General features: G+C 64.7%; 21 protein-coding genes. 19 read left to right on the top strand and 2 right to left on the bottom strand.

Translation table 11 applies throughout. The features are described 5' to 3' along the window. Nucleotides 1-18: 18 nt before the first annotated feature. Entirely contained in the window at nucleotides 19-1,584 is a 1,566-nt protein-coding gene (ilvA, locus tag OKW38_RS16915) for a threonine ammonia-lyase, biosynthetic (RefSeq protein ID WP_429295002.1), read from the bottom strand. A gap of 502 nt (nucleotides 1,585-2,086) precedes the next feature. On the opposite strand from ilvA, the gene OKW38_RS16910 reads away from it, so the two are divergent. The 18 genes from OKW38_RS16910 (at nucleotide 2,087) to OKW38_RS16825 (ending at nucleotide 24,592) form a co-directional block, all read left to right on the top strand. Beyond that, complete coding sequence (locus OKW38_RS16910; RefSeq protein ID WP_429362394.1) at nucleotides 2,087-6,193, top strand: DUF3683 domain-containing protein; 4,107 nt, start codon at nucleotides 2,087-2,089, stop codon at nucleotides 6,191-6,193. A gap of 33 nt (nucleotides 6,194-6,226) precedes the next feature. After that, nucleotides 6,227-6,655, top strand: coding sequence for an HIT family protein (locus OKW38_RS16905; RefSeq protein WP_184062416.1), 429 nt, complete (start codon nucleotides 6,227-6,229; stop codon nucleotides 6,653-6,655). A 97-nt stretch (nucleotides 6,656-6,752) separates the two neighbouring features. Next, nucleotides 6,753-7,166: a gamma-butyrobetaine hydroxylase-like domain-containing protein gene (locus OKW38_RS16900; RefSeq protein WP_018419393.1), complete on the top strand. Its 414-nt coding sequence runs from the start codon at nucleotides 6,753-6,755 to the stop codon at nucleotides 7,164-7,166. A gap of 66 nt (nucleotides 7,167-7,232) precedes the next feature. Further along, a complete protein-coding gene (ubiE, locus tag OKW38_RS16895) occupies nucleotides 7,233-7,964 on the top strand; it encodes a bifunctional demethylmenaquinone methyltransferase/2-methoxy-6-polyprenyl-1,4-benzoquinol methylase UbiE (RefSeq protein ID WP_090802995.1) in 732 nt (243 codons plus the stop codon). 37 nt (nucleotides 7,965-8,001) lie between these two features. Further along, nucleotides 8,002-9,000, top strand: a complete 999-nt coding sequence (locus OKW38_RS16890; RefSeq protein ID WP_090802996.1) for a Tim44 domain-containing protein — start codon at nucleotides 8,002-8,004, stop codon at nucleotides 8,998-9,000. Nucleotides 9,001-9,174: 174 nt separating this feature from the next. Further along, nucleotides 9,175-9,819, top strand: a complete 645-nt coding sequence (locus OKW38_RS16885) for a ubiquinone biosynthesis accessory factor UbiJ (protein WP_429362392.1) — start codon at nucleotides 9,175-9,177, stop codon at nucleotides 9,817-9,819. A 15-nt stretch (nucleotides 9,820-9,834) separates the two neighbouring features. After that, nucleotides 9,835-11,412 carry a ubiquinone biosynthesis regulatory protein kinase UbiB gene (gene ubiB, locus OKW38_RS16880; protein WP_187611162.1) on the top strand — a complete coding sequence of 526 codons (1,578 nt, stop codon included), beginning with the start codon at nucleotides 9,835-9,837 and terminating at the stop codon, nucleotides 11,410-11,412. A gap of 6 nt (nucleotides 11,413-11,418) precedes the next feature. Continuing rightward, nucleotides 11,419-12,039 (top strand): methyltransferase domain-containing protein, encoded by a 621-nt coding sequence (locus tag OKW38_RS16875; protein WP_429362390.1) that lies wholly within the window; start codon nucleotides 11,419-11,421, stop codon nucleotides 12,037-12,039. Nucleotides 12,040-12,212: 173 nt separating this feature from the next. After that, nucleotides 12,213-12,530 carry an FmdB family zinc ribbon protein gene (locus OKW38_RS16870; protein ID WP_090803004.1) on the top strand — a complete coding sequence of 106 codons (318 nt, stop codon included), beginning with the start codon at nucleotides 12,213-12,215 and terminating at the stop codon, nucleotides 12,528-12,530. A 75-nt stretch (nucleotides 12,531-12,605) separates the two neighbouring features. After that, complete coding sequence (locus OKW38_RS16865) at nucleotides 12,606-13,262, top strand: DUF502 domain-containing protein (RefSeq protein ID WP_090805585.1); 657 nt, start codon at nucleotides 12,606-12,608, stop codon at nucleotides 13,260-13,262. A 75-nt stretch (nucleotides 13,263-13,337) separates the two neighbouring features. Next, nucleotides 13,338-15,137: an aspartate--tRNA ligase gene (aspS, locus tag OKW38_RS16860; RefSeq protein ID WP_090803006.1), complete on the top strand. Its 1,800-nt coding sequence runs from the start codon at nucleotides 13,338-13,340 to the stop codon at nucleotides 15,135-15,137. A 220-nt stretch (nucleotides 15,138-15,357) separates the two neighbouring features. Further along, nucleotides 15,358-15,873: a dihydroneopterin triphosphate diphosphatase gene (gene nudB / locus OKW38_RS16855; RefSeq protein ID WP_090803007.1), complete on the top strand. Its 516-nt coding sequence runs from the start codon at nucleotides 15,358-15,360 to the stop codon at nucleotides 15,871-15,873. Beyond that, nucleotides 15,870-17,129 (top strand): cardiolipin synthase ClsB, encoded by a 1,260-nt coding sequence (gene clsB / locus OKW38_RS16850; RefSeq protein WP_429362389.1) that lies wholly within the window; start codon nucleotides 15,870-15,872, stop codon nucleotides 17,127-17,129. Before nudB ends, clsB begins: the two co-directional genes overlap by 4 nt. Nucleotides 17,130-17,423: 294 nt before the next feature. Continuing rightward, nucleotides 17,424-18,023, top strand: coding sequence for a TetR/AcrR family transcriptional regulator (locus OKW38_RS16845; RefSeq protein ID WP_090803011.1), 600 nt, complete (start codon nucleotides 17,424-17,426; stop codon nucleotides 18,021-18,023). 98 nt (nucleotides 18,024-18,121) lie between these two features. Continuing rightward, nucleotides 18,122-19,909 carry an acyl-CoA dehydrogenase C-terminal domain-containing protein gene (locus OKW38_RS16840; RefSeq protein ID WP_090803012.1) on the top strand — a complete coding sequence of 596 codons (1,788 nt, stop codon included), beginning with the start codon at nucleotides 18,122-18,124 and terminating at the stop codon, nucleotides 19,907-19,909. An 85-nt stretch (nucleotides 19,910-19,994) separates the two neighbouring features. Then, entirely contained in the window at nucleotides 19,995-22,430 is a 2,436-nt protein-coding gene (locus tag OKW38_RS16835; protein ID WP_429362387.1) for a 3-hydroxyacyl-CoA dehydrogenase/enoyl-CoA hydratase family protein, read from the top strand. 74 nt (nucleotides 22,431-22,504) lie between these two features. Beyond that, entirely contained in the window at nucleotides 22,505-23,704 is a 1,200-nt protein-coding gene (locus tag OKW38_RS16830) for an acetyl-CoA C-acyltransferase (RefSeq protein ID WP_184062394.1), read from the top strand. Nucleotides 23,705-23,821: 117 nt separating this feature from the next. Further along, nucleotides 23,822-24,592, top strand: a complete 771-nt coding sequence (locus tag OKW38_RS16825) for an enoyl-CoA hydratase (RefSeq protein ID WP_429363781.1) — start codon at nucleotides 23,822-23,824, stop codon at nucleotides 24,590-24,592. Nucleotides 24,593-24,656: 64 nt separating this feature from the next. Here OKW38_RS16825 and fdhD read toward each other — a convergent pair whose 3' ends face one another. Continuing rightward, nucleotides 24,657-25,541: a formate dehydrogenase accessory sulfurtransferase FdhD gene (gene fdhD / locus OKW38_RS16820; protein WP_429362385.1), complete on the bottom strand. Its 885-nt coding sequence runs from the start codon at nucleotides 25,539-25,541 to the stop codon at nucleotides 24,657-24,659. A 158-nt stretch (nucleotides 25,542-25,699) separates the two neighbouring features. Between fdhD and OKW38_RS16815 the strand changes: the two genes are divergently transcribed. Further along, nucleotides 25,700-26,176 carry a nitrate reductase associated protein gene (locus OKW38_RS16815; RefSeq protein WP_429335735.1) on the top strand — a complete coding sequence of 159 codons (477 nt, stop codon included), beginning with the start codon at nucleotides 25,700-25,702 and terminating at the stop codon, nucleotides 26,174-26,176. The last annotated feature ends 39 nt before the right edge of the window (nucleotides 26,177-26,215 follow it).

The raw sequence follows: 26,215 nt of genomic DNA, 5'->3' as shown, positions 1-26,215 counted from the left end.
CGTTCCGGTTCGAAGAGATCAGGCGAGAAAGAGACGATAGACCGGATTCTTCGTCTCTTCCCAGCACGGATAGCCGAGCGTTTCGATGAAGCGCTCGAACGCCGCGTGGTCGCTTCCGGGCACCTGAATGCCGACCAGAATCGAGCTGTAGTCCGCGCCCTGGTTGCGGTAGTGGAACAGGCTGATGTTCCAGTTCGGCGCCATCGACGACAGGAATTTCATCAGCGCGCCCGGACGTTCCGGAAACTCGAAGCGAAACAGTCGTTCGTCGCGCGCGAGCGGCGAGCGGCCGCCGACCATGTAGCGGATGTGCTGCTTCGACAGTTCGTCGAAGGTCAGGTCGACGGTGGCAAAACCGTGCGCTTCGAACGCGCCGGCGATCTGCGCCGATTCGCTGCGATTGCGGATCTGCACGCCGACGAAAATATGCGCCGAGTTCGCGTCGGCGATCCGGTAGTTGAACTCGGTGACGCTGCGCGTGCCGAGCAGCTCGCAGAAGCGCCTGAAGCTGCCGCGCTCTTCGGGGATCGTCACCGCGAAGACCGCTTCGCGCGCTTCGCCCACTTCCGCGCGTTCGGCGACGAAGCGCATGCGGTCGAAGTTCATGTTCGCGCCCGACGTGATCGCGATCAGCGTCTGGTTCTCGATGCCTTCCCGTTCGGCATACTGCTTGGCGCCGGCCACCGCGAGCGAGCCCGCCGGTTCGAGCACGCTGCGCGTGTCCTGGAACACGTCCTTGATCGCGGCGCACAGCGCATCGGTGTTCACGAGCAGCACTTCGTCGAGATATTCGCGGCACAGACGGAAGGTCTCTTCGCCGACGAGCTTCACCGCGGTGCCGTCGGAGAACAGGCCCACTTCGTTCAGCGTCACACGCTCGCCCGCCTGCAACGACGCGGCCATCGCGCACGAATCGTCGGTCTGCACGCCGATCACCTTGATCTCGGGGCGCACCGATTTCACGTAGGCGGCGACACCGGCCGCAAGACCGCCGCCGCCGATCGGCACGAAGATCGCGTGAATCGGCCCCTGGTGCTGGCTGAGGATTTCCATCGCGACGGTGCCCTGGCCGGCGATCACGTACGGATCGTCGAACGGATGCACGAAGGTCAGGCCGCGCTCTTCCTGCAGCTTGACCGCGTGACCATAGGCGTCGCTATACGACTCACCGAACTGCACGATCTCGACGGTCGGCCCGCCATGCGTGCGGATCGCGTCGACCTTGAGCTGCGGCGTCGTCACCGGCACGACGATGATCGCCTTCACGCCCATGCGTGCCGCCGATAACGCCACGCCCTGCGCATGATTGCCCGCCGACGCGGTGATCACGCCGCGACTGAGCGCCTCGGCCGGAATATGCGCCATCTTGTTGTATGCGCCGCGCAGCTTGAACGAGAACACCGGCTGGTTGTCCTCGCGCTTCAGATAGACCGGGTTGCGCAGCCGCGCCGACAGGTTCGGCGCGCGTTCGAGTTCGGTCTCGCGCGCCACGTCATAGACGCGCGCGGTCAGGGTCTTTTTCAGGTAGTCGTGGGAAGCCATGCGGGTGGCGCGGTGCGCTGTGTAAAACGGGAAGACGTCAATGATAGCGCCAACGGTGCCCGCTCTGGCCGTTCAGCGCGCTCCGCGGACGGGTGCCGTGCACTTAACCGGGCCGTATCGGAATTGCGCGATCGAAGCTCGCCCAACCGTCCGGCCGGTCAATGGACGGTATGCGAAAACGCCGCCGGATTCATCGCCAAAACCTCCGAACCCCCGCCGCCGCCCGATTCCCACCGTCAACGCGTGGCGGAATGATGCGGTAGAATTTCGTTTTGGAATAAGGATCGGAAGATGCACTGGCAGCCTCGGATCGCCCATTTAATGCCCGTCCCGCGCGAATCCTGCCCCGCGGCGGAACGGCATGTCCGCCACGCGCGATCGTGTAGCTGTCTCTGAGTGCCGCGAAGCGACCGCCGTGAGTTGGCCGCCGGTCGTGCTTGCTCCCCTTGAAGCCCTAGAAGATTTCAAGCATTGCGCCCCACGCGCATTGTCCGCCGACGCCTCGTGACGAGTGCGCCAGGCTGACCTACCGAGTCGTCCAACCATGAACGCACCTCAAGTTTTCGATCCGCACGGCGCCGCCGGCGCGGTGGCCGCCGATCCCGAAGCGCGCCTGCGCGAAATTCCCTACAACTACACGTCGTTCTCCGACCGCGAAATCGTCATCCGCCTGCTCGGCAACGACGCCTGGGACGCGCTCGCCGAACTGCGCGCCGAACGCCGCACCGGCCGCTCGGCGCGCATGCTGTACGAAGTGCTCGGCGATATCTGGGTGGTGCGCCGCAATCCGTATCTGCAGGACGACCTGCTCGACAACCCGAAGCGCCGCGCGCTGTTGATCGAGGCGCTCAATCACCGTCTCGCCGAAATCGAGAAGCGCCGCCGCGCCGATCTGCGCGAACACGGCGACGAAGCCGGCGTCGATCGCGCCGCGCGCGTCGAAAAGCTGGTGCAGGCCGCGCGCCGCGCGATCGACCAATTCGCCAGCGAATTCCAGCAGACCTACGACCTGCGCCGCCGTTCTACGCGCGTGCTCGGCAAGGTCACGCAGAAGGACAACATCAAGTTCGACGGCCTGTCGCGCGTCTCGCACGTGACCGACGCGACCGACTGGCGCGTCGAATACCCGTTCGTCGTGCTGACGCCGGACTCCGAGGCCGAAATCGCCGGCATGATCAAGGCCTGCTTCGAACTCGGCCTGACCGTGATTCCGCGCGGCGGCGGCACCGGCTACACGGGCGGCGCGGTGCCGCTCACGCCGTTCTCGGCCGTCATCAACACCGAAAAGCTCGAACAGCTCGGCCCGGTCGAAATGACCCAGTTGCCGGGCGTCGATCGCAAGGTCGCGACGATTTTCTCGGGCGCGGGCGTCGTCACCCGCCGCGTGACCGAAGCGGCCGAGCAGGCCGGCTTCGTGTTCGCGGTCGACCCGACCTCGCTCGACGCGTCCTGCGTCGGCGGCAACGTCGCGATGAACGCGGGTGGCAAGAAGGCGGTGCTGTGGGGCACGGCGCTCGACAACCTCGCGTGGTGGCGCATGGTCGACCCGGAAGGGAACTGGCTCGAAGTCACGCGTCTCGAGCACAACATGGGCAAGATCCACGACATCGAAGTCGCGCGTTTCGAGCTCAAATGGTTCGACGGCAACTACGCGCCGGCCGAGAAGCTGCTGCGCACCGAAGCGCTGGACATCAAGGGCCGCGTGTTCCGCAAGGAAGGCCTCGGCAAGGACGTCACCGACAAATTCCTCGCCGGTCTGCCGGGCGTGCAGAAGGAAGGCTGCGACGGCCTCATCACGTCCGCGCGCTGGGTGCTGCACAAGATGCCTGCGCATACGCGCACCGTCTGTCTCGAGTTCTTCGGCCAGGCGCGCGAGGCGATTCCGAGCATCGTCGAAATCAAGGACTACCTGTTCGAGACGTCGCGCCAGGGCGGCGCGATTCTCGCGGGTCTCGAGCATCTTGACGAGCGCTATCTGCGCGCGGTCGGCTATGCGACCAAGAGCAAACGCAACGCGTTTCCGAAGATGGTGCTGATCGGCGATATCGTCGGTAACGACGCGGACGCGGTCGCGCAGGCCACCTCGGAAGTCGTGCGCATGGCCAACGGCAAGAGCGGCGAAGGTTTCGTCGCCGTCAGCGCCGAGGCCCGCAAGCGCTTCTGGCTCGACCGCAGCCGTACGGCCGCGATCGCAAAGCACACCAACGCGTTCAAGATCAACGAAGACGTCGTGATTCCGCTCGACCGCATGGGCGAATACACGGACGGCATCGAGCGCATCAACATCGAGCTGTCGCTGAAGAACAAGCTGCAACTGGTCGACGCGCTCGAAGCGTTCTTCAAGGGCGGCAAGCTGCCGCTCGGCAAGAGCGACGACGCGAACGAAATCCCGAGCGCCGAGCTGCTCGAAGACCGCGTGCAGCAGGCGCTCGATCTACTCGCGCGCGTGCGCACGCGCTGGGAATTCGTGCGCGGCAAGCTCGACCTGTCGCTGCGCGAGGCGCAGCACTACCTGGTCGGCCTCGGCTACGAGTCGCTCGCCGAAAAGTTCGCCGACCGCGTCGACGCGCAACCCGACGCAACCGTATTCCACCTCGCGCAGGACCGCACGATTCGCGTGTCGTGGAAGCAGGAAATCCGCGCCGAATTGCGGCAGATTTTCAACGGCGGCGAGTTCAAGCCGATCCTCGACGAAGCCCAGGCGATCCACAAGCAGGTGCTGCGCGGGCGCGTGTTCGTCGCGCTGCACATGCACGCGGGCGACGGCAACGTCCACACGAACCTGCCGGTCAACTCCGATAACTACGAGATGCTGCAGGACGCGCACACGGCGGTCGCGCGCATCATGAAGCTCGCGCGTTCGCTCGACGGTGTGATCTCCGGCGAGCACGGCATCGGCATCACGAAGCTCGAATTCCTGACCGACGACGAGATCGGCGAATTCCGCAAGTACAAGCAGCGCGTCGATCCGCATGGCCGCTTCAACGCGGGCAAGCTGCTCGAAGGCGCGGACCTGCGCAACGCGTACACGCCGAGCTTCGGCCTGATGGGCTACGAATCGCTGATCATGCAGCAGTCCGATATCGGCGCGATTTCCGAGTCGATCAAGGACTGCCTGCGCTGCGGCAAGTGCAAGCCCGTCTGCGCGACCCACGTGCCGCGCGCGAACCTGCTGTACAGCCCGCGCAACAAGATTCTCGCCACGTCCTTGCTGGTCGAGGCATTCCTGTACGAAGAGCAGACGCGCCGCGGCGTGTCGATCAAGCACTGGGACGAGTTCAACGACGTCGCCGATCACTGCACTGTCTGCCACAAGTGCGTGACGCCGTGCCCGGTGAAGATCGACTTCGGCGACGTGTCGATGAACATGCGCAACCTGTTGCGCAAGATGGGCAAGAAGAAGTTCAATCCGGGCAACGCCGCGGGCATGTTTTTCCTGAACGCGACCAACCCGCAGACCATCAACCTCGCGCGCACCGCGATGATGGGCGTCGGCTACAAGGCGCAGCGCCTCGGCAATGAAGTGCTGAAGAAGTTCGCGAAGAAGCAGACCGCGCATCCGCCCGCCACGGTCGGCAAGCCGGTGATCACGCAGCAGGTGATCCACTTCATGAACAAGAAGATGCCGGGCAACCTGCCGAAGAAGACCGCGCGCGCCTTGCTCGATATCGAGGACAACAAGATCGTCCCGATCATCCGCAATCCGAAGACGACCACCGCCGACACCGAAGCAGTGTTCTACTTCCCGGGCTGCGGCTCCGAGCGGCTGTTCTCGCAGGTTGGTCTCGCGACCCAGGCAATGCTGTGGGAGGCGGGCGTGCAGACCGTGCTGCCGCCGGGCTACCTGTGCTGTGGCTATCCGCAGCGCGGCTCGGGCCAGTACGACAAAGCCGAGCAGATCGTCACCGACAACCGCGTGCTGTTCCACCGCGTCGCCAATACGCTGAACTACCTCGACATCAAGACGGTGGTGGTGTCGTGCGGCACCTGCTACGACCAGCTCGCCGGTTACGAATTCGAAAAGATCTTCCCGGGCTGCCGGATCATCGACATCCACGAGTATCTGCTGGAAAAAGGCATCAAGCTCGATGGCGTGAACGGCGTGCGCTACATGTACCACGACCCGTGCCATTCGCCGATCAAGACGATGGACCCGGTCAAGCTCGTCAATCAGTTGATGGGTTCGGAGCAGGACGGCTACAAGATCGAGAAGAACGACCGCTGCTGCGGCGAATCGGGCACGCTCGCGGTCACGCGTCCCGACATCTCGACCCAGGTGCGCTTCCGCAAGGAAGAAGAAATCCGCAAGGGCGCGGCGAAGCTGCGCGGCATTCCTCTCGTCGCCGAAGCGGGCGCGAACGCGATCAATCCGGCCAATGCATCGGCCGGCGCCGCGGGCGCGCCGAACGGTTCGGTGCTGAAGGCCGGCGACGGTCCGCAGCCCAATCACGGAAACGCGGGTTCGACCGACGTCAAGATCCTCACGAGTTGCCCGTCGTGCCTGCAAGGGCTGTCGCGCTACAACGAAGACGCGGGTACCGAGGCGGACTACATCGTGGTCGAGATGGCACGTCACGTGCTCGGCGAAAACTGGATGGCGGACTACGTTCAACGGGCGAACAATGGCGGAATCGAGCGCGTGCTGGTTTAATGGCACGACCAACGATTTTTGCCGAGGACGACGATGGACTGCGTTTTTTGCCGTGAAGACGGCGGCCATGTGCTGTGGCAGGACGACGCGCTGCGAGTCGTCCTCGCCGACGAACAAGACTACCCGGGCTTTTGCCGGGTCATCTGGAACGCTCACGTCGCCGAGTTTTCGGATCTTTCTGCCGACGAGCGCGATCACGTGATGAAGGCCGTGTACGCGGTCGAGCGTGCGCAGCGGCGCGTGATGCAGCCCGCGAAGGTCAATCTCGCGAGCCTCGGCAACCAGGTGCCGCACGTGCACTGGCACGTGATTCCGCGTTTCTCGAACGACGCGCATTTCCCCCTGCCGATCTGGGCGCCGCGCCAGCGCACGGTGTCCGAAGCGATGTTGTCGTCGCGCCGCGCGCACGCCACGCTGCTGCGCGAAGCCGTGCGGCAGGAAATTGAACAGGCGCTGGGCTGAGCGTCGCTGAACCCGTCGCCGCGCATCGCCGGACTGCCGTCGGCGTGCGAGGCGGCCGATCCGACGTTATCACCCGCCGTTATCTGATGAGGCCAACATGAGCGGATTGACTCCCGAGACGCCGGTGCCGACAGGCGTGATCTTGCATTCGAAGTCGCGCGTGCTCGAACTGCAGTACGCGAACGGCGAAGCGTATCGGCTACCGTTCGAACTGCTGCGCGTGTATTCGCCGTCGGCGGAAGTGATGGGCCACGGGCCCGGCCAGGAAACCCTGCAGACCGGCAAGCGCGACGTGACGATCACGATGATCGAAGGCGTCGGCAATTACGCGCTGCAGCCGACCTTCTCCGATGGACACGCCACCGGTATCTACTCGTGGGACCTGCTGTATGACATGGCCGTGCGTCAGGATGAACTCTGGCGCGCGTATCTCGCCAAACTGGCAGCGGCCGGCATCGACCGCGACACGCCGATGGTGCCCGCCGCGGCTGCGCACGGGCACTGTCACTGATACGATTCGCCCCCGAACGCCGCTCGAGCGGCGCAACATTCAAGAACACGCGAAAGGACGAGCGCGATGAGCAAAACCCACTTCGGCTTTCAATCGGTCGACGAACAGGACAAGGCGCAGAAGGTGGCGGGGGTGTTCCACTCGGTGGCCGCCAACTACGACCTGATGAACGACCTGATGTCGGGCGGATTGCACCGGGCGTGGAAGGTGTTCACGATCGCCCAGGCGAACGTGCGGCCGGGCTACAAGGTGCTCGACATCGCGGGCGGCACGGGCGACCTGTCGAAAGCATTCGCGAAGCAGGCGGGCGAAACGGGCGAGGTCTGGCATACCGACATCAATGAATCGATGCTGCGCGTGGGCCGCGACCGGCTGCTCGACAAGGGCATCATCACGCCGGCGCTGCTGTGCGATGCCGAGAAAATCCCGTTTCCGGACAACTACTTCGACGTCGTGACGGTCGCGTTCGGCTTGCGCAACATGACACATAAGGACATCGCGCTCGCCGAGATGCGTCGTGTGCTGAAACCGGCCGGGCGGCTGCTCGTGCTCGAGTTCTCGAAGGTATGGGATCCGCTGAAGAAGGTCTACGATCTGTATTCGTTCAAGGTGTTGCCGTGGCTCGGCGAGCGCTTCGCCAAGGACGCGGAAAGCTACCAGTACCTGGCGGAATCGATCCGCATGCATCCGGACCAGGAAACTTTGAAAACTATGATGGAACAAGCTGGTCTCGACGGCGTCAAATATTACAATTTGTCAGCTGGCGTGGTAGCTTTGCATGTGGGGACCAAATACTAGAGTCCCTAACCCATCGATTTTTAAAGGAAAGTGCGAAATGTCCGATTCGAATTTGTTATCTACTCGTAAGGTTAAGGGGGCGCTGGCGAGAAGAATCGGACTGATCGCGATGGTCGGTCTGCTGATGGCCGGCACGCTTGCCTCTCTCGACGCCGAAGCACGCCGCATGGGCGGAGGCCGCAGCTTCGGCCGTCAATCGAATAGTCTGCAGCAGCGCCAGACGCCGCCGCCGTCCCAGCCGGCGCAGAACAATCAGGCCACGCAGCAGAGCGCGCAGGCGGCGCCTGCGACTAAGCCCACGCCGCCCGCCGCGCCGAACCGCAATCGCTGGCTCGGGCCCATAGCCGGTCTCGCGGCCGGTCTCGGCATCGCCGCATTGCTGTCGCATTTCGGGCTCGGCGAGGCGTTCGCCGGCATGTTCGCGAACGTGATCGTGATCGCGTTGATCGCGATTGTGGTGATCTGGCTCATCCGCCGCTTCACCGGCCGTAAGCGCGATGCGGCGCAGCCTGCCTACGCGGGCACGGCGCCGTCGCTGAACACGAAAGGCACCGACTATATTCAGGAGCCGCGTTACACGGCGCCGCCCACCGGCTCGTATCTCGAACCGCAGGGCAACCCGTTGACCACGCCATCGCTCGGCGCGACGCCGTCGGTGCCGGCCGGCTTCGATTCGGAAGCGTTTCTGCGTAACGCGAAGGTGTACTTCGTGCGCCTGCAGGCCGCGTGGGACGTCGGCAACGTCGAGGACATCCGCGAATTCACGACGCCGGAAATGTTCGCCGAAGTGCGCGTCGATCTCGCGTCGCGCGGCACGCAGCCGACCCAGACCGACGTCGTGCAGTTGAACGCCGAGCTGCTTGGCGTCGAGGAGCGCGCGAACGAATCCTTCGCGAGCGTGCGCTTCTCCGGTTTGATCCGCGAGGAGCCGGGCGCGGCGGCCGAGCCGTTCGTCGAAGTCTGGAATCTGACGAAGGCGAACCGCACTGGCGAAGGCTGGCTGCTTGCCGGCATCCAGCAGGTCGAGCAACACTGACATGCCGAAGCATCGAGTCGCGTTTGCCTCGAAAAGAGCCGGCCACGGCATGGCGATTCCTCACCTCGCGCATGGCTTAGGCCGTTCGGCATAGCAGGCCGCGAAGCGAACGGACGTTACAATGGGAGCCCGCGCAAGCACCTCGCTCGCGCGGGTTTTTTCTTGCCACCTTCGATGACCCTCGCCGCCAAGCCCTTCGCTGCTGCTGTCAATCATCTGCTCGCCCGCGAATCGTGGGCCCGCGAGCGCCTCGCCCCGTACGCGGGCAAGACCGCTCGCCTGTCATGTCCGCCGGTTGTGCTCGCGCTGCTCGTGCAGCCCGACGGCTATCTCGGTACGCTCGACGAAGCCGATGCGCATCAGTTCGACGTGACGATCTCGGTGCCGTCCGACGCACTGCCGGCGTTCCTGCAAGGTGGCCAGGCCGCGGTGATGAAGCACGTGAAGATCGAGGGCGACGCCGAGTTCGCGACCGTGATCGCGAAGCTCGTCGAGCATCTGCGCTGGGAGCCGGAGGAAGATCTCGCGAAGCTGATCGGTGACGGACCCGCGTGGCGCATCACGTCGCTAGTCCGCTCAGTCAGCGAGCATGTGCAGCGCACCGGTCGCAATCTGCTCGACACCGCCGCCGAGTACCTGCTCGACGAAAATCCGCAACTGGTGCGGCGCACCGCGCTCGCTGACTTCAACGTCGAGCTGGCGCGCGCGCGCGATTCGCTCGCGCGCGTCGAAAAGCGCATCGAGCGCATCGAACAGAAGGTCGAAGCCCGCGGCGCGCAAACGCCGGGCGGCGCCGCCACGTCGCGCGGCACGCGCTAGTCACCGGGCCCAGCCATGCGTTTTCTGCGTTTTCTCAAGATATTTTTCACGGTCATCCGCTTCGGCCTCGACGAAATGATGTTGAGCCGCATCAACGACCGGCGCGTGCGTCTGCTGCTGCGCATCACGACGCTCGGCCGCAAGTTCGATGCGCCGCCGGGCGTGCGTCTGCGGCTCGCGCTCGAAAGCCTCGGGCCGATCTTCGTCAAGTTCGGCCAGGTGCTGTCGACCCGTCGCGATCTGCTGCCGGTCGATATCGCCAACGAACTTGCCAAGCTGCAGGACCAGGTGCCGCCGTTCGATTCGGCGGTCGCGATCGCGCTCGTCGAGAAGTCGCTCGGCGCGCCGGTCGACGTGCTGTTCGACGATTTCGAGCGGGTGCCGGTCGCGAGCGCGTCGATCGCACAGGTCCACTTCGCGAAGGTGAAGGCCGGCCAGCATGCGGGCAAGGCGGTCGCGGTGAAGGTGCTGCGCCCCAAGATGCTGCCGGTGATCGATTCCGACCTCGCGCTGTTGCGCGACATCGCCGTGTGGGCCGAGCGTCTGTGGGCCGACGGCAAGCGCCTGAAGCCGCGCGAGGTGGTCGCCGAATTCGACAAATACCTGCACGACGAACTCGACCTGATGCGCGAGGCCGCCAACGGCAGCCAGTTGCGGCGCAACTTCCTGGGGCTCGACCTGCTGCTCGTGCCCGAGATGTACTGGGAGTTCTGCACGCCCACGGTGCTCGTGATGGAGCGCATGGTCGGCGTGCCGATCAGCCAGGTCGATACGTTGCGCGCGGCGGGTGTCGACATCCCGAAGCTCGCGCGCGAGGGCGTCGAAATTTTCTTCACGCAGGTGTTCCGCGACGGCTTTTTCCACGCCGACATGCACCCCGGCAACATCCAGGTGAGCCTCGATCCCGCGCACTTCGGCCGCTATATCGCGCTTGACTTCGGCATCATCGGCGCGCTGTCGGACTTCGACAAAAACTACCTCGCGCAGAACTTCCTCGCGTTCTTCAAGCGCGACTACCATCGCGTCGCGACGCTGCATCTGGAGTCGGGCTGGGTGCCGCCGAGCACGCGCGTCGAGGAGCTCGAAAGCGCGATCCGCGCGGTCTGCGAACCGTATTTCGATCGCGCGCTGAAGGACATTTCTCTCGGCCAGGTGCTGATGCGTCTGTTCTCGACGTCGCGGCGCTTCAACGTCGAGATCCAGCCGCAGCTCGTGTTGCTGCAAAAGACGATGCTGAACGTGGAAGGCCTAGGCCGTTCGCTCGATCCCGAACTGGATCTGTGGAAGACCGCGAAGCCCTATCTCGAGCGCTGGATGAACGAGCAGATCGGCTTGCGCGGCTGGTACGAGCGTCTGAAGATCGAGGCGCCGCAGTGGAGCAAGACGCTGCCGCAGTTGCCGCGCCTCGTCCATAACATGCTGGCCGAGCGCCATCATCCGGTGGGCGGCGCGAACGACGACGTGATCCGTCAGATCCTGCTCGAGCAAAAGCGCACCAACCGTCTGCTGCAAGGCCTGCTGCTGTTCGGCGTGGCGGTCGGCGTCGGCGCGATGCTGGCGCGTGCGTTCCTGGTACTGGCTTATGGAGGTTAGATTCCGATGAGCGATCCGACCCAACCCGCCGCGCCCGATTTCGCAACCCGCGATCCCGACTCGCCCGAGTTCTGGGACGAACGCTTCGAGCGCCATTTCACGCCGTGGGATCAGGCGGGCGTGCCGTCCGCGTTTCGCGCGTTCGCCGAACGGCACCGCAACGTGGCCGTGCTGATTCCAGGCTGCGGCAGCGCGCACGAAGCGGTATGGCTCGCGCGTCAGGGCAACCCGGTACGCGCGATCGACTTCTCGCCGGCCGCCGTGGCGGCGGCACGCGAGCAGCTCGGCGCGCATGCATCGCTGGTCGAACAGGCGGATTTCTTCACCTATGCGCCACCGTTCGTACCGGCATGGATCTATGAGCGCGCATTCTTCTGCGCGCTGCCGCCGGCGCGCCGCGCCGACTACGCGCAGCGCATGGGCGAACTGCTGCCGGCCGGCGGGTTGCTGGCGGGCATCTTTTTCATCGGCGCGACGCCGAAAGGGCCGCCGTTCGGCGTCGAACGCGGCGAGCTCGATGCGCTGCTCACGCCACACTTCGAGCTGGTCGAAGACGAAGCGGTCGACGACTCGATCGCCGTATTCGCCGGACGCGAGCGCTGGCTCACCTGGCGGCGTCGCGGCTAACGCCACGCGCGCCGCTCTTGAGAGGTCCGGGGCTCGTCCCCATCTGGCGCGGTGGCGGGCGCGTCGTGCGTCCGCTTCCCGAAATCCGGGGAACGGACATCGTTTGCGGCTATAATTCAAGGCTTTGCAAGCGTTTACAAGATTTCAGTAGGGATTTGGAGTAAGAGAGGATCATGCCGATCTACGCTTATCGTTGCGGGTCATGCGGTTTCGGGAAGGACGTGCTCCAGAAAATGAGCGACCCCCAGTTGACGCAGTGTCCCGAGTGCGGAAAAGACACCTTTAGCAAACAACTCACGGCCGCCGGCTTCCAGTTGAAAGGCTCCGGCTGGTACGTGACCGATTTCCGCGGCAGCACGAGCGCGCCGGCCGCGTCGGAAGCGAAGTCCGAGCCGGCCGCAGTCGCTGCCCCGGCTGCATCGGCTGCCGCGCCCGCGGCCCCCGCCGCAGCGCCCGCCGCCGCGAGCCCGAGCGGTTCCGGCAGCGCCTAGTGGGACTGCCGCCCCGCGCGGGCGGCGTATCTACCGCGCATGGGCTTCGGCCCGCGCAGCTTTCTGGCGGTACACATGACGACGAAGAAATTCACGCTCAAATCGGTGTTTCTGACCGGCCTGCTGGTGCTGGTGCCTCTGGCCATCACACTGTGGGTGCTCGGTCTGGTCATCGGCACGATGGACCAGACGCTGTTGCTGCTGCCTACCTCGTGGCAGCCGGAACGCACGATCGGCTATCGCTTGCCGGGCCTCGGCGCGGTGCTCACGCTCGCGTTCATCTTCGTCGTCGGGCTGTTGACGCAGAACTTCATTGGGCAGAAGCTCGTGAAGTGGTGGGAACTGCTGGTCGCGCACATTCCGGTGGTCGGCCCGCTCTACACCAGCGTGAAGCAGGTGTCCGACACGCTGCTCTCGAGCAGCGGCAATGCATTCCGCAAGGCGCTGCTGATCGAGTACCCGCGCCGCGGGTCCTATACGATCGCGTTTCTGACCGGCATCCCGGGCGGCGACGTGGCCAACCATCTGAAAGAAGAGTACGTCAGCGTATACGTGCCGACCACACCGAACCCGACGTCCGGCTTCTTCCTGATGGTGCCGAAAAGCGAAGTGATCGAGCTCGACATGACGGTCGACGCTGCGCTCAAGTACATTGTCTCGATGGGCGTCGTGGCGCCGTCCGCGCCGCCGCCGGCGCCGGTGCGCCGCGCCACCGTCGAGCCCCCGCTCTAATGCCGGCGCGCAACGCTTCATGCAGGATCGTCTGCGGCGCGCCGTTCAACCAATGCAAAACGAAAGACAAACATCATGTCGATGAGATCTGAATACTGCGGTCTGGTGACCGAAGAACTGCTGGGCCAATCCGTCTCGCTGTGCGGCTGGGTAAGCCGCCGCCGCGACCATGGCGGCGTCATCTTCATCGACTTGCGCGATCGCGAAGGGCTCGTTCAGGTCGTCTGCGATCCGGATCGCGCTGACATGTTCAAGGTCGCCGAAGGCGTGCGCAACGAGTTCTGCGTGCAGGTCAAGGGTGTCGTGCGCGGCCGTCCGGAAGGCACGACCAATGCCTCGCTGAAGAGCGGCAAGATCGAAGTGCTGTGCCACGAGCTGATCGTGCTGAACGCGTCGGTCACGCCGCCGTTCCAGCTCGACGATGACAACCTGTCGGAAACCACGCGCCTCACGCATCGCGTGCTCGACCTGCGCCGTCCGCAGATGCAGCACAACCTGCGTCTGCGCTATCGTGTCGCGATCGAAGTGCGCAAGTACCTCGACGAGCAGGGCTTCATCGACATCGAAACGCCGATGCTCACGAAGAGCACGCCGGAAGGCGCGCGCGACTACCTCGTGCCGTCGCGTACGAACCCGGGCCAGTTCTTCGCGCTGCCGCAGTCGCCGCAGCTATTCAAGCAGCTGCTGATGGTCGCGAACTTCGACCGTTACTACCAGATCACCAAGTGCTTCCGCGACGAAGACCTGCGCGCCGACCGTCAGCCGGAATTCACGCAGATCGACTGCGAGACCTCGTTCCTGTCGGAACAGGAAATCCGCGATCTGTTCGAGGCGATGATCCGTCACGTGTTCAGGACGACGATCGGCGTCGAGCTCGACCAGAAATTCCCGGTCATGGAATACGCGGAAGCGATGCGCCGCTTCGGTTCGGACAAGCCGGACCTGCGCGTGAAGCTCGAGTTCACCGAGTTGACCGATGCGATGCGCGACGTCGACTTCAAGGTGTTCAGCACCCCGGCCAACACGAAGGACGGCCGTGTCGCGGCGCTGCGCGTGCCGAAGGGCGGCGAGCTGTCGCGCGGCGACATCGACAGCTACACGGAATTCGTGCGCATCTACGGGGCGAAGGGTCTCGCGTGGATCAAGGTCAATGAAGCGGCGAAGGGCCGTGACGGTCTGCAAAGCCCGATCGTGAAGAACCTGCACGACGAAGCGCTGAAGGCGATCATCGAGCGCACCGGCGCACAAGACGGCGACATCATCTTCTTCGCGGCGGATCGCGCGAAGGTCGTCAACGACAGCCTCGGCGCGCTGCGTCTGAAGATCGGTCATTCGGAATTCGGCAAGGCCAACGGCCTCGTCGAGTCCGGGTGGAAGCCGCTGTGGGTCGTCGACTTTCCGATGTTCGAATACGACGAGGAAGACAACCGCTACGTCGCCGCGCATCACCCGTTCACGAGCCCGAAGGACGAGCACCTCGAGTACCTCGAAACGGACCCCGCGCGCTGCCTCGCGAAGGCCTACGACATGGTGCTGAACGGCTGGGAAATCGGCGGCGGCTCGGTGCGTATCTACCGTGAGGAAGTGCAGAGCAAGGTGTTCCGCGCGCTGAAGATCAACGCGGAAGAAGCGCAGGCGAAGTTCGGCTTCCTGCTCGACGCGCTGCAATACGGCGCGCCCCCGCACGGCGGTATCGCGTTCGGTCTGGACCGCATCGTCACGATGATGGCCGGCGCCGACTCGATCCGCGACGTGATCGCGTTCCCGAAGACGCAACGCGCGCAGGATCTGCTCACGCAGGCGCCGAGCGAAGTCGACGAGCGTCAGCTGCGCGAGCTGCACATCCGTCTGCGTACGCCGGAACCGAAGGCATAAAACCGCGGCCGCTGCGCGCGGCCGGCAAGCGGTCTTGCGTGTGCCGGCCAGCGGGCCGGCGGCCGCAAAAAAACCACACGAGCGAAACGAAAAGGCGCTGAGGTGATCTCCACCTCAGCGCCTTTTTCATTTTTTGCGTTACAGTGAAGCCACTGCTTTCCAGACCCTTTCGACCGTCATCCGACATGTACCGCGCGTATCGTCGCGCCCAGTTTGAGCCATGCCGAAACCGCCGAAAATTCCGCAGTCCGTCCTCGTCATCATTCATACGCCTGCGCTCGACGTGCTGCTGCTCGAGCGCGCCGATCATGCGGCGTTCTGGCAGTCGGTGACGGGTTCGAAAGACCGGCTCGACGAACCGCTCGCCGACACGGCGGTGCGCGAAGTCGGCGAGGAAACCGGCATCATGATCGGCGGCGCACTGGTGCCGCGCAGCGGGTTGTTCGACTGGCACTACTCGATCGACTACGAGATCTACCCGGAATTTCGTTACCGCTACGAAGCGGGCGTGCTCTACAACACCGAGCACTGGTTCAGCCTGCAGGTCCCCGAGTGCATCGACGTGACGCTCGCGCCGCGCGAACACACCGCGTATATGTGGCTGCCATATGAAGAGGCCGCATCGCGCTGCTTTTCGTCGTCGAATGCCGATGCGATCCTGCAGTTGCCGCGGCGGCTCGCCGCACGCCCGGTCGATCCGCAATCCGGCCCGCTGGCCGGGGAGCGTGGCCAGTGAGCGCAGGCGGCTCGGGCCGTTTGGCGCGTCTGCGCCACACGTTGCTCGGCCGTCGTTACTGGCAGCGCTACCGCTTCACCAGTAACAACGAGGTCGAGCTGCTGCGCTCCGGCGACGATTTCTTCGACGCGCTGATCGAGCGCATCGACGCGGCCGAGCACAACGTCGCGCTCGAAACCTATATCTTCTGCGACGACGAAGCCGGCCACGCGGTCAGCGAGGCGCTGCTTCGCGCTGCCGCGCGCGGCGTCGGAGTGCGCGTGATCACCGATGGCGTCGGCACCGCGCGCCTGAAGATGTTCGAGCAATGGCCGGCCGGCGGCATCGAGCATCGCATCTACAACCCGCATCTGTTCGGCCGCTTCGGCTTTTCGCGCACGCACCGCAAGCTCGCGGTGATCGACGATCAGATCGCGTATTGCGGCGGCATCAATATCGTCGACGATTACGAGAACAACGGCGAGAAGCTGCCATACCGGCGCTGGGACTTCGCGGTCGAGCTGCGCGGGCCGGTGGTCGCCGACGTGCGCGATGCGATCGACGTGCAGTGGCGGCGGATTCGCGTCGGCCATCGGCCGCTCGATTCGATGAAGCCCGACCTGTCGTCGCAGGACGCCAACTCGCTTGGCAGTCTGCGCAGACGCCGGCGACGCCGCAACGAGGAACTGTGGGCCGGCGGCGAGCCGTGCGTCGCATTCGTCGCGCGCGATAACCTGATCAACCGCCGCGCGATCGAAAAAGCTTATCTGGCCGCGATCGGCCAGGCGCGCCATGAAATCCTGCTCGCGAATCCGTACTTCATGCCGGGACGCAAGCTGCGTCGCGCGCTGGTGTTCGCGGCGCGGCGCGGCGTGGTCGTGAAGCTGATCATCGGGCGCAAGGAGTTCAAGGCGCTCGATTACGCCGTGCCGTTCCTGTACCACGCGCTGTTGCGCGCAGGCGTGCAAATCGCCGAATACGAGAAGACGCTGCTGCACGGCAAGGTCGCGGTGGTCGATTCGAACTGGGGCACGGTCGGTTCGTCGAATCTCGATGCGCTCAGCCTGATGCTCAACAACGAAGCGAACGTCGTGCTCGTGAACGATCCGTCGATCCCCAAACTGCGCGACGCGATTCTCGACGCGTTCACGGACGCGCGCCCAATCGATGAAGCGCACTACGAATCGCGACCGGCGCGCGTGCGCGCGCTGAGCTGGATCGCGTACACGAGCTACCGCGTCGCGATGAAGCTGCTGACGGTGGGCGGCTACGACTAATACCGCTCGCACGAGAGCCCGCGCTTGCTGCATCATGTCGGCCATCAATCGGCGCCAGCGAACCGGGGCAAAGAAATAGAACACGCGCGAGAACACGCGCGCGCCGATCGGCAACCATCGAGTCAAGGCAAACGCCTCTAAAAATCTGATTGATCTGATGGTCGAAAGCCGCAAAATTAGAAGCCGGTTAGAAACCGGTTTCTAATAAAGTCCTTGTTTCGCGGACGGCAAGCACTCAATAATAGTACGGCCGTTCGATTTCAAATTCGGTCACATTAGAACGGTAAGACAGCTATGCGAAAAGGCGAACAAACCCGAGCCGCGATTCTCGACGCAGCACTCGATCTGGCAGGTCGAGACGGACTGGAAGGTCTGACGATTGGTCTGCTGGCCGAGCGCATGCAGATGAGCAAGAGCGGTGTGTTCGCGCATTTCGGGTCGCGCGAGGATCTGCAGATCGAGGTCGTGCGCGAATACCACCGCCGTTTCGAAGAAGAGGTGTTTTTCCCGAGCCTGCGCGAGCCGCGTGGTCTGCCGCGCTTGCGCGCGATGATTTCCCGCTGGATCGAGAAACGCATTCAGGAAGTCACGACCGGCTGCATCTACATCAGCGGCGCCGTCGAATACGACGACCGCGCGGATAGCCAGGTGCGCGAGCAGTTGGTGTCGAGCGTGACGACGTGGCGTGCGGCGCTCACGCGCGCGATCTCGCAAGCGATGGAAGAAGGGCATCTGCGCGCCGATACCGACCCGCAGCTGATGCTGTTCGAACTGTATAGCGTCACGCTCGGCCTGCATCACGACGCGCGCTTTCTGCATTTGCCGGATGCGGTGCGTCTCACGTGGGCCGCGCTGGAAAAACTGATTAATTCGTATCAAAGCGAAAGCCGTTAGCGGCGTCGCCGGAATCTACCGGAAACGCGCGGCGCAGAAGGTCCGACCACGGACCCGGCCAACGGCCTGGCTTTTTGTCAAACCAGGGAGAGAGAGTCATGGGACAGTACGCCGCGCCGCTGCGCGACATGCAATTCGTGTTGCACGAACTGCTCAACGTCGAGGCCGAACTTCGGCAAATGCCGAAGCACGCCGAACTCGACGCCGACACGATCAACGCGGTGCTCGAGGAAGCCGGCAAGTTCTGCTCCGAAGTGCTGTTCCCGCTCAACCACAGCGGCGACCAGGAAGGCTGCACGTATGCCGGCGACGGCGTCGTGACCACGCCGAAGGGCTTCAAGGAGGCCTATCGGCAATACGTCGAAGCCGGCTGGCCGGCGCTCGGTTGCGACCCGGAATTCGGCGGCCAGGGACTGCCCGCGTTCGTCAACAACGCGCTCTATGAAATGCTGAACTCGGCGAATCAGGCGTGGACGATGTATCCGGGCCTGTCGCACGGCGCGTACGAATGCCTGCACGCGCACGGCACGCCGGAACTGCAGCAACGCTATCTGCCGAAGCTCGTCGCAGGCGTCTGGACCGGCACGATGTGTCTGACCGAGCCGCATTGCGGCACCGACCTCGGCATTCTGCGCACGAAGGCCGAGCCGAACGGCGACGGCTCGTACTCGATCAGCGGCACGAAGATTTTCATTTCGAGCGGCGAGCATGACATGGCGGAGAACATCGTCCACCTCGTGCTCGCGCGTCTGCCGGATGCGCCGAAGGGCACCAAGGGGATTTCGCTGTTCATCGTGCCGAAGTTCGTGCCGAACGAAGCGGGTGAGCCCGGTGAGCGCAACGGCGTGAAGTGCGGCGCGATCGAGCACAAGATGGGCATTCACGGCAACGCGACCTGTGTGATCAATCTCGACAACGCGAAGGGCTGGATGGTCGGCGAGCCGAACAAAGGCCTGAACGCGATGTTCGTCATGATGAACGCAGCGCGTCTCGGCGTCGGCATGCAGAGCCTCGGTCTCACCGAAGTCGCATATCAGAACTCGCTCACGTACGCGAAAGAGCGGCTGCAGATGCGTTCGCTGACCGGCCCGAAGGCGCCGGAAAAGGCCGCCGATCCGATCATCGTGCATCCGGACGTGCGCCGCATGCTGCTCACGCAGAAGGCCTACGCCGAAGCCGGCCGCGCGTTCTCGTACTGGTCGGCGCTGCAGATCGACAAGGAGCTGTCGCACGCCGACGAAGCCCAGCGCAAGGAAGCCGCCGACCTCGTCGCGCTGCTCACGCCGATCCTGAAGGCGTTCCTGTCGGACAACGCGTTCGAAGGCACCAATCACGCGATGCAGATCTACGGCGGCCACGGCTTCATCGCCGAATGGGGCATGGAGCAGTACGTGCGCGACGCGCGCATCAACATGATCTATGAAGGTACCAACGGCATCCAGTCGCTCGACCTGCTCGGCCGCAAGGTGCTCGGCGACATGGGCGCGAAGATGAAGAAGTTCGGCAAGCTCGTCGCCGAATTCGTCGAAGCCGAAGGCATCAAGCCGGAGATGCAGGAGTTCGTGAACCCGCTTGCCGAGATCGGCGAAAAGGTGCAGAAACTGACGATGGAAATCGGCATGAAGGCGATGCAGAACCCGGACGAAGTCGGCGCCGCGGCCGTGCCGTATCTGCGCACGGTCGGCCATCTGGTGTTCTCGTATTTCTGGGCGCGCATGGCTCGTATCGCGCTGGACAAGGAGGTATCGGGCGATCCGTTCTACAAGGCGAAGCTCGCGACCGCGCGCTTCTACTTCGCGAAGCTGCTGCCCGAAACGGCGATGACGATCCGCCAGGCGCGCGCCGGTTCGAAGCCGATGATGGACGTCGAAGAAGCGTTGTTCTGACGCTCGCACATCGAGCGAGGCCACACACATCGCGCGAAGCATGGCTGACGCTTCGCGCCATCGCACAACTCTCCGGAGAAACGACGTGAGCAATCTGATCATTCGCAAGGTAGCCGTGCTCGGCGCCGGCGTGATGGGCGCGCAGATCGCCGCGCACCTGATCAACGCCAAGGTGCCCGTGCTGCTGTTCGATCTGCCCGCCAGGGAAGGCCCGAAGAACGGGATCGCGCTGAAGGCGATCGAAAATCTGAAGAAGCTGTCGCCGGCGCCGTTCGGCGTGAAGGACGACGCGCAATACATCCAGCCCGCGAACTACGACGACGACATCGACAAGCTCGCCGAGTGCGACGTCGTGATCGAAGCGATCGCCGAACGCATGGACTGGAAGCACGACCTGTACAAGAAGGTCGCGCCGCACATCGGCCCGAACGCGATTTTCGCGACCAACACCTCGGGGCTGTCGATCACCGCACTGTCCGAAGGTTTCGCGGACGAACTGAAGGCGCGCTTTTGCGGCGTGCACTTCTTCAATCCGCCGCGCTACATGCATCTGGTCGAACTGATCCCGACCGCGACGACGCGTCCGGAAATTCTCGATCAGCTCGAAACCTTCCTGACCAGCGTGGTCGGCAAGGGCGTCGTGCGCGCGAAAGATACGCCGAACTTCATCGCGAACCGCGTCGGCGTGTTCTCGATCCTTGCGGTTATTGCCGAAGCCGCGAAGTTCGGCCTGCGTTTCGACGAAGTGGACGACCTGACCGGCGCGCGCCTCGGCCGCGCCAAGTCGGCGACGTTCCGCACCGCCGACGTGGTCGGTCTCGACACGATGGCGCACGTGATCAAGACGATGCAGGACACGCTGCCGGACGATCCGTTTCTGCCGGTCTACGAAACGCCGGCCGTGCTCGCCGAACTGGTGAAGAAGGGCGCGCTCGGCCAGAAGACCGGCGCCGGCTTCTACAGGAAGGAAGGCAAGGCGATCAAGGTACTCGATCCGAACACGGGTGCATATATCGACGGCGGCGGGAAGGCGGACGAACTCGTCGGCCGCATCCTGAAGCGTCCGGCTGCCGAGCGTCTGAAGCTGCTGCGCGAAACGCAGCACCCGCAGGCGCAGTTCCTGTGGTCGATCTTCCGCGACGTCTATCACTACATCGCCGTCCATCTGGAATCGATCGCCGACAATGCGCGCGACGTCGATCTCGCGATCCGCTGGGGCTTCGGCTGGAACGAAGGTCCGTTCGAAGGCTGGCAGACGGCCGGCTGGAAGCAGGTCGCCGAATGGGTGCAGGAAGACATCGCGGCGGGCAAGGCGCTCGCCAACGTGCCGCTGCCGTCGTGGGTGCTCGAAGGCGCGGTTGACGAGAAGGGCGGCGTGCACACGGCCGAAGGCTCGTGGTCACCGGCCACGCAGACCTTCGTGCCGCGCTCGTCGCTCGACGTGTACCGCAAGCAGGTGTTCCGCGCGCCGCTCGTCGGCGAAACCGGCGCCGATCCGAAGACCTACGGCAAGACGCTGTTCGAGACCGATGCGGTGCGCGCATGGGTCGACGATCGCGCGGGCGAGGACGACGTGCTGATCGTGTCGTTCAAGAGCAAGATGAACACGATCGGACCGGCGGTGATCGAAGGGCTCACGCAGGCGATCGAACTGGCCGAGAAGGACTACAAGGGCCTCGTCGTGTGGCAGCCCACATCGCTGAAGCTCGGCACGCCGGGCGGTCCGTTCTCGGCGGGCGCGAACCTCGAAGAAGCGATGCCCGCGTTCATGATGGGCGGCGCGAAGGGCATCGAGCCGTTCGTGAAGAATTTCCAGCAGGGCATGCTGCGCGTCAAGTATGCGAACGTGCCGGTGATCTCGGCGATCTCGGGCATCGCGCTCGGCGGCGGCTGCGAGCTCGCACTGCACAGCGCGAAGCGCGTCGCGCACATCGAGAGCTATCTGGGTCTCGTCGAAGTCGGCGTGGGTCTCGTGCCGGCGGGCGGCGGCCTGAAGGAAGCGGCGCTGCGCGCGGCCGAAGCGGCAAGCCAGGTCGGCGCGACGAGCGATCTGCTGAAGTTCCTGCAGAAGTCGTTCGAGAACGCGGCGATGGCGAAGGTGTCGGCCTCCGCGCTCGACGCCCGCGCGATGGGCTACCTGAAGCCTTCCGACACGATCGTCTTCAACGTGTTCGAACTGCTCGACGTCGCGAAGAAGGAAGCGCGCGCGCTCGCCGCGGCGGGCTACCGTGCGCCGCTGCGCGCGACCCAGGTGGCGGTCGCGGGCCGCTCGGCGATCTCGACGATCAAGGCGTCGCTCGTCAACATGCGCGACGGCCGCTTCATCAGCGAGCACGATTTCCTGATCGCGAGCCGCATCGCGGAAGCGGTGTGCGGCGGCGACGTCGAAGCGGGCAGCCTCGTCGACGAAGAATGGCTGCTGCAACTCGAGCGTCGCGCGTTCGTCGAACTGCTCGGCACGCAGAAGACGCAGGAACGGATCATGGGCATGCTGCAGACCGGCAAGCCGGTGCGCAACTAAGCGGCGACCGCACAATGTGCATGGGACCAGAGTAAGAGCTTTGGCCAACTCTGGTCGACAAAGGAGATTCCCAAATGGCAAAGCAATTGCAAGACGCATACATCGTCGCCGCGAGCCGTACGCCGATCGGCAAGGCGCCGCGCGGCATGTTCAGGAACACACGTCCGGATGAGCTGCTGGTTCACGCGATCAGGTCGGCCGTCGCTCAGGTGCCCGGCCTCGACACCGGCGTGATCGAAGACGCGATCGTCGGTTGCGCGATTCCGGAAGCGGAGCAGGGCCTGAACGTCGCACGGATCGGCGCGCTGCTGGCAGGTCTGCCGAACACGGTCGGCGGCGTCACGGTGAACCGCTTCTGCGCGTCGGGTCTGACCGCGCTCGCGATGGCCGCGGACCGCATCCGCGTCGGCGAGGCGGATGCGATGATCGCGGGCGGCTGCGAATCGATGAGCATGGTGCCGATGATGGGCAATAAGCCGTCGCTGTCGCCGCATATCTTCGATCGCAACGAAGACGTCGGCATCGCGTACGGCATGGGCCTGACCGCGGAGAAAGTCGCCGAGCGCTGGAAGATCAGCCGCGAAGCGCAGGATGCGTTCTCGGTCGAATCGCACCGCCGCGCGTTCGCCGCGCAGCAAGCCGGCGAATTCAACGACGAAATCGCCGCGTACACGATCGTCGATCGCGTGCCCGATCTCGCGACCGGCGAGATCAACGTGAAAACGCGCGAGGTGTCGCTCGACGAAGGTCCGCGCGCGGACACGTCGATGGAGGGCCTCGCGAAGCTGCGCGCGGTGTTCGCGAACAAAGGCTCGGTCACGGCCGGCAACAGCTCGCAGACGTCGGACGGCGCGGGTGCGTTGATCGTCGTGTCGGAAAAAATCCTCAAGCAGTTCAACCTGACGCCGCTCGCGCGCTTCGTCAGCTTCGCGGTGCGCGGCGTGCCGCCGGAAATCATGGGCATCGGCCCGAAGGAAGCGATTCCGGCCGCGCTGAAAGCCGCGGGTCTGAAGCAGGACGACCTCGACTGGATCGAGCTGAACGAGGCGTTCGCCGCGCAGTCGCTCGCGGTGATCCAGGACCTCGGCCTCGATACGTCGAAGATCAACCCGCTCGGCGGCGCGATCGCACTGGGCCATCCGCTCGGCGCGACCGGCGCGATTCGTGCGGCGACCGTGGTGCACGGCCTGCGCCGCCGCAACTACAAGTACGGCATGGTGACGATGTGCGTCGGTACCGGCATGGGCGCGGCGGGCATCATCGAGCGTCTGTGAGCCGCTGATCGAACGGGGGATCCTTCTGTGATCCACCAGGGATCGCGCAACGGTTCGCAGGCCGCGCGGCTTGCGAACCGTTTTTACATTCAGCAGGAGCACAAGGAGATGAACGGGATGACGACGGATATTCTGGTCGAGCGCGCCGACGCGGTGCTGACCATCAGCTTCAACCGGCCCGGCAGGAAAAATGCGTTCACGGCCGCGATGTATCAGACGATGGCCGACGCGCTCGTAGACGCGCAGGGCGACGCGTCGGTGCGCGCGATCCTGATTCGCGGCAGCGCGGGCACATTCAGCGCGGGCAACGATCTCGAGGACTTCATGAAGTCGCCGCCGGTTGGCGAAACCCCGCCGGTGTTCCAGTTCCTGCGCGCGCTATGTTCGGCGGAAAAACCGGTGGTGGCGGCGGTCGCGGGGCCGGCGGTCGGCGTCGGCACGACGTTGCTGCTGCATTGCGATCTGGTCTACGCGGCCGACACCGCGAGCTTTTCGCTGCCGTTCACGCAGCTCGGGCTGTGCCCGGAAGCAGCGTCGAGCCTGTTGCTGCAGCGCGTGGCCGGTTACCAGGCGGCGGCGGAAAAACTGCTGCTCGGCGAGGCGTTCGACGCGGCCGAAGCGCACCGCATGGGCTTCGTGAATCGCGTGCTGCCGGCGGGCGAAGTCGACGCGTTCGCGGCGTCGCAGGCCGCGAAGCTGGCGGCGCTGCCGGCGTCGTCGTTGCGCGTGACGAAGAGCCTGATGAAGCGCGCGAGCCAGCAGGAACTGCAGACGCAGATGACCGAGGAAGCCGTGCATTTCGGCAAGATGCTGCTTGCGCCCGAAGCGCGCGAGGCGTTCAAGGCGTTCTTCGAGAAGCGCAAGCCGGATTTCCGGCGGTTCGACTGAAGGGGCGACGCAGGCGGGCTTCGGGTGGGTTAGCCGTGAATCGTCGCTGCGCCGCTTCAATCGCTCAAGCTTGCTGCTGCCAGGTGTCGTAATCGACGTAGCTGCCTTCGCGGCAGAAGCTCACGAGCCGCACGCCCGCCTCACGCGCGATCGCAATCGCGAGCGACGACGGCGCCGAGATCGTCGCGACCATCGGCACGTCGACGCGCGCGGCCTTGCGCACCAGCTCGTAGCTCGCGCGGCTCGACAGAAACACGAAACCGTCGCGCGTATCGGCGCGGTCGAGCACGAGCTGGCCGATCAGCTTGTCGAGCGCGTTGTGGCGGCCGACGTCCTCGAACGCAGAGTGGATCGCGCCTTGCGCATCACACCACGCGGCCGCGTGGAGGCCGCCCGTCAAACGAGTGAGCGCCTGGTGCTCGGGCAGCGCGCGCGCGGCGCGTGCGATCGCATCGGGCGCGAGCCGCTGCAAGAAGCCAGTGTCGGGTACACGCTGCGGTTTCAGATCCAGCAGATCGATGCTTTCGATGCCGCACACGCCGCAGCCGGTGCGCCCGGCGAGCGCGCGGCGCTTTTCCTTCAAACCGGCGAACGCCTGCTGCACGACCTGCAATTGCACCTCGGCATAAGGCAGCTCGCCGTGCCCGTGCAATTCGACCTCGATGTCCTGAATGTCGCTGCCGCGCTCGACGATCCCCTCCGAAATCGCGAAGCCGACCGCGAACGCTTCGAGATCGCGCGGCGTGCACATCATCACCGCGTGCGAGATGCCGTTGAACACGAGCGCGACCGGCCACTCCTGGCCGACGTGATCGGTGGCGGTGTCAACCGCCGCGCCGCGATGGCGGCGCACTTCGAGTTGCACCGCGCCGGGTTGTTCGTCGCTGTCGAGGGCGTGGGGCTGGCCGCCCGCCCGCCCGGTTTGGCGCCCGTTTTGCTGTCCGTTCAAGCTGCTTCACTCCTGTACCATGCCGCGCGTCAAAGGGTGCGCCGGGCTCGCCGTATGCTTCGCGGCGGCCGCCGCGCGGGGCGCCGTCGCGCGAATAAGGTTCTAAAATACCTCAAGCGACGCCCGCACGCTGTCCGCCACCGACAAGGAGCACTGACATGGGACTCAACGAAGCACCGCTTCTGTTCGACTTCGAGGTCGCGTCTTCGGAGAATTTCACTTATATCCCGATGTCGGTGCGCTTCAATCTCGACCGTTTCGGGCTGCGCATCACGCTCGCGCAGTGGCAGCAACTGCCGCTCGAAGATCGCAAGCTGCTCGCGCGTTTCCCGGTCGAAGACGACACGCAGATCGAACCGAATTTCGATCACGCGCTGTTCGAGATGCTGCGCACGCACGCGAACGTCGAACCGGAGTGGTTCACGCCGGAGGAGTCGCCGGCCTGGCGTCAAACCGACAGCGTGCCCGACGGTGTCGCGCATCAGGCGGGGCTGGCCGGTCTCGCCGCGCCGAGCGTCGCGCGCTGGGCCGAGCTCGATCCTTTCAAGCGCTATGTGCTCGCGAAGCTGTCGCGCAAGCCCGAGGCGAGCCACGATTTCGTCCCGGCGATGAAGGAATTTGAAGCGGCCGGCTAGGCGCGGCCGGCTAGGTGCGGCCGGTCAGCCGCCCCCAGC

The organism is Paraburkholderia sp. MM5496-R1, from assembly GCF_050436205.1.
Classification (GTDB): domain Bacteria; phylum Pseudomonadota; class Gammaproteobacteria; order Burkholderiales; family Burkholderiaceae; genus Paraburkholderia; species Paraburkholderia tuberum.
This window is presented reverse-complemented; position numbering and strand designations above follow the sequence as displayed.

Bases quoted from the DNA above. Each gene is read 5' to 3' on its own strand.
- OKW38_RS16910 (WP_429362394.1), top strand. From the start codon at position 2,087: ATGAACGCACCTCAAGTTTTCGATCCGCACGGCGCCGCCGGCGCGGTG.
- OKW38_RS16905 (WP_184062416.1), top strand. From the start codon at position 6,227: ATGGACTGCGTTTTTTGCCGTGAAGACGGCGGCCATGTGCTGTGGCAG.
- OKW38_RS16900 (WP_018419393.1), top strand. From the start codon at position 6,753: ATGAGCGGATTGACTCCCGAGACGCCGGTGCCGACAGGCGTGATCTTG.
- ubiE (WP_090802995.1), top strand. From the start codon at position 7,233: ATGAGCAAAACCCACTTCGGCTTTCAATCGGTCGACGAACAGGACAAG.
- OKW38_RS16890 (WP_090802996.1), top strand. From the start codon at position 8,002: ATGTCCGATTCGAATTTGTTATCTACTCGTAAGGTTAAGGGGGCGCTG.
- OKW38_RS16885 (WP_429362392.1), top strand. From the start codon at position 9,175: ATGACCCTCGCCGCCAAGCCCTTCGCTGCTGCTGTCAATCATCTGCTC.
- ubiB (WP_187611162.1), top strand. From the start codon at position 9,835: ATGCGTTTTCTGCGTTTTCTCAAGATATTTTTCACGGTCATCCGCTTC.
- OKW38_RS16875 (WP_429362390.1), top strand. From the start codon at position 11,419: ATGAGCGATCCGACCCAACCCGCCGCGCCCGATTTCGCAACCCGCGAT.
- OKW38_RS16870 (WP_090803004.1), top strand. From the start codon at position 12,213: ATGCCGATCTACGCTTATCGTTGCGGGTCATGCGGTTTCGGGAAGGAC.
- OKW38_RS16865 (WP_090805585.1), top strand. From the start codon at position 12,606: ATGACGACGAAGAAATTCACGCTCAAATCGGTGTTTCTGACCGGCCTG.
- aspS (WP_090803006.1), top strand. From the start codon at position 13,338: ATGTCGATGAGATCTGAATACTGCGGTCTGGTGACCGAAGAACTGCTG.
- nudB (WP_090803007.1), top strand. From the start codon at position 15,358: ATGCCGAAACCGCCGAAAATTCCGCAGTCCGTCCTCGTCATCATTCAT.
- OKW38_RS16845 (WP_090803011.1), top strand. From the start codon at position 17,424: ATGCGAAAAGGCGAACAAACCCGAGCCGCGATTCTCGACGCAGCACTC.
- OKW38_RS16840 (WP_090803012.1), top strand. From the start codon at position 18,122: ATGGGACAGTACGCCGCGCCGCTGCGCGACATGCAATTCGTGTTGCAC.
- OKW38_RS16830 (WP_184062394.1), top strand. From the start codon at position 22,505: ATGGCAAAGCAATTGCAAGACGCATACATCGTCGCCGCGAGCCGTACG.
- OKW38_RS16825 (WP_429363781.1), top strand. From the start codon at position 23,822: ATGACGACGGATATTCTGGTCGAGCGCGCCGACGCGGTGCTGACCATC.
- OKW38_RS16815 (WP_429335735.1), top strand. From the start codon at position 25,700: ATGGGACTCAACGAAGCACCGCTTCTGTTCGACTTCGAGGTCGCGTCT.